Annotated in this window: 1 protein-coding gene; it reads left to right on the top strand. The window is 52.1% G+C overall.

What is annotated here, in order from left to right; translation table 11 throughout:
- On the top strand, positions 1–238 hold a 238-nt coding region (locus QVO51_RS05760; RefSeq protein WP_288167911.1), incomplete at its 5' end, for an RNA polymerase sigma factor.
- Positions 239–595: the final 357 nt, after the last annotated feature.

Here is a 595-nt window from a genome sequence, read left to right as displayed (position 1 = left end):
AGCCGTGCATCGCCCGGCGACGGTCGAAGAAAGCGCTTTGCAAAGCATGGAATATGCGCAGTTACATAGGGCGATCTCTGAACTGCCCGAAATACAAAAGCGGAGGTTGATCCTCTACTATTTTCAAGGCTTGACCTATGAGCAGATTGCAGAAATGGAGGGATGCACCAAACGGGCAGTGAAATTCAGTGTAGACATCGCCGTGGAAAAGCTCAAAAAGTTTTTCAAAAATTTTTGAGTTAAGACTACACAAATAGCCTTTAAGTGAGGAAACAGGTGGAGAGGTACGAAAACTCTCTGCCTGTTTTCCTTTTCGGCAAACGGGTGTGATCCTTGACAACCGAATACCCATTCATCAAGCACATTCCTATTGCCATTGCGAAAGCATGAGCCACATTAGCGGCTGCGCCACAATCCGCATTGCGGGGAGCGATATACAGTCGGCTATCACGGGCGGGTGGCTCCCGCCCCGGCGACGACCGGCAATAGGGCTAACGATACTCCCGTCCAGCCACAGTCCGAGCGTGATAAGCGGCATTTCGACCGTGAAGCCGTCGCAGGCAATGGGGGCGGTTGCGAGAGAACCTCGTGAGGG

The organism is Ruminococcus sp. CAG:379 (genome assembly GCF_000434255.1).
In the GTDB taxonomy this organism is placed as follows: domain Bacteria; phylum Bacillota; class Clostridia; order Oscillospirales; family Ruminococcaceae; genus Ruminococcus_F; species Ruminococcus_F champanellensis.
This window is presented reverse-complemented; position numbering and strand designations above follow the sequence as displayed.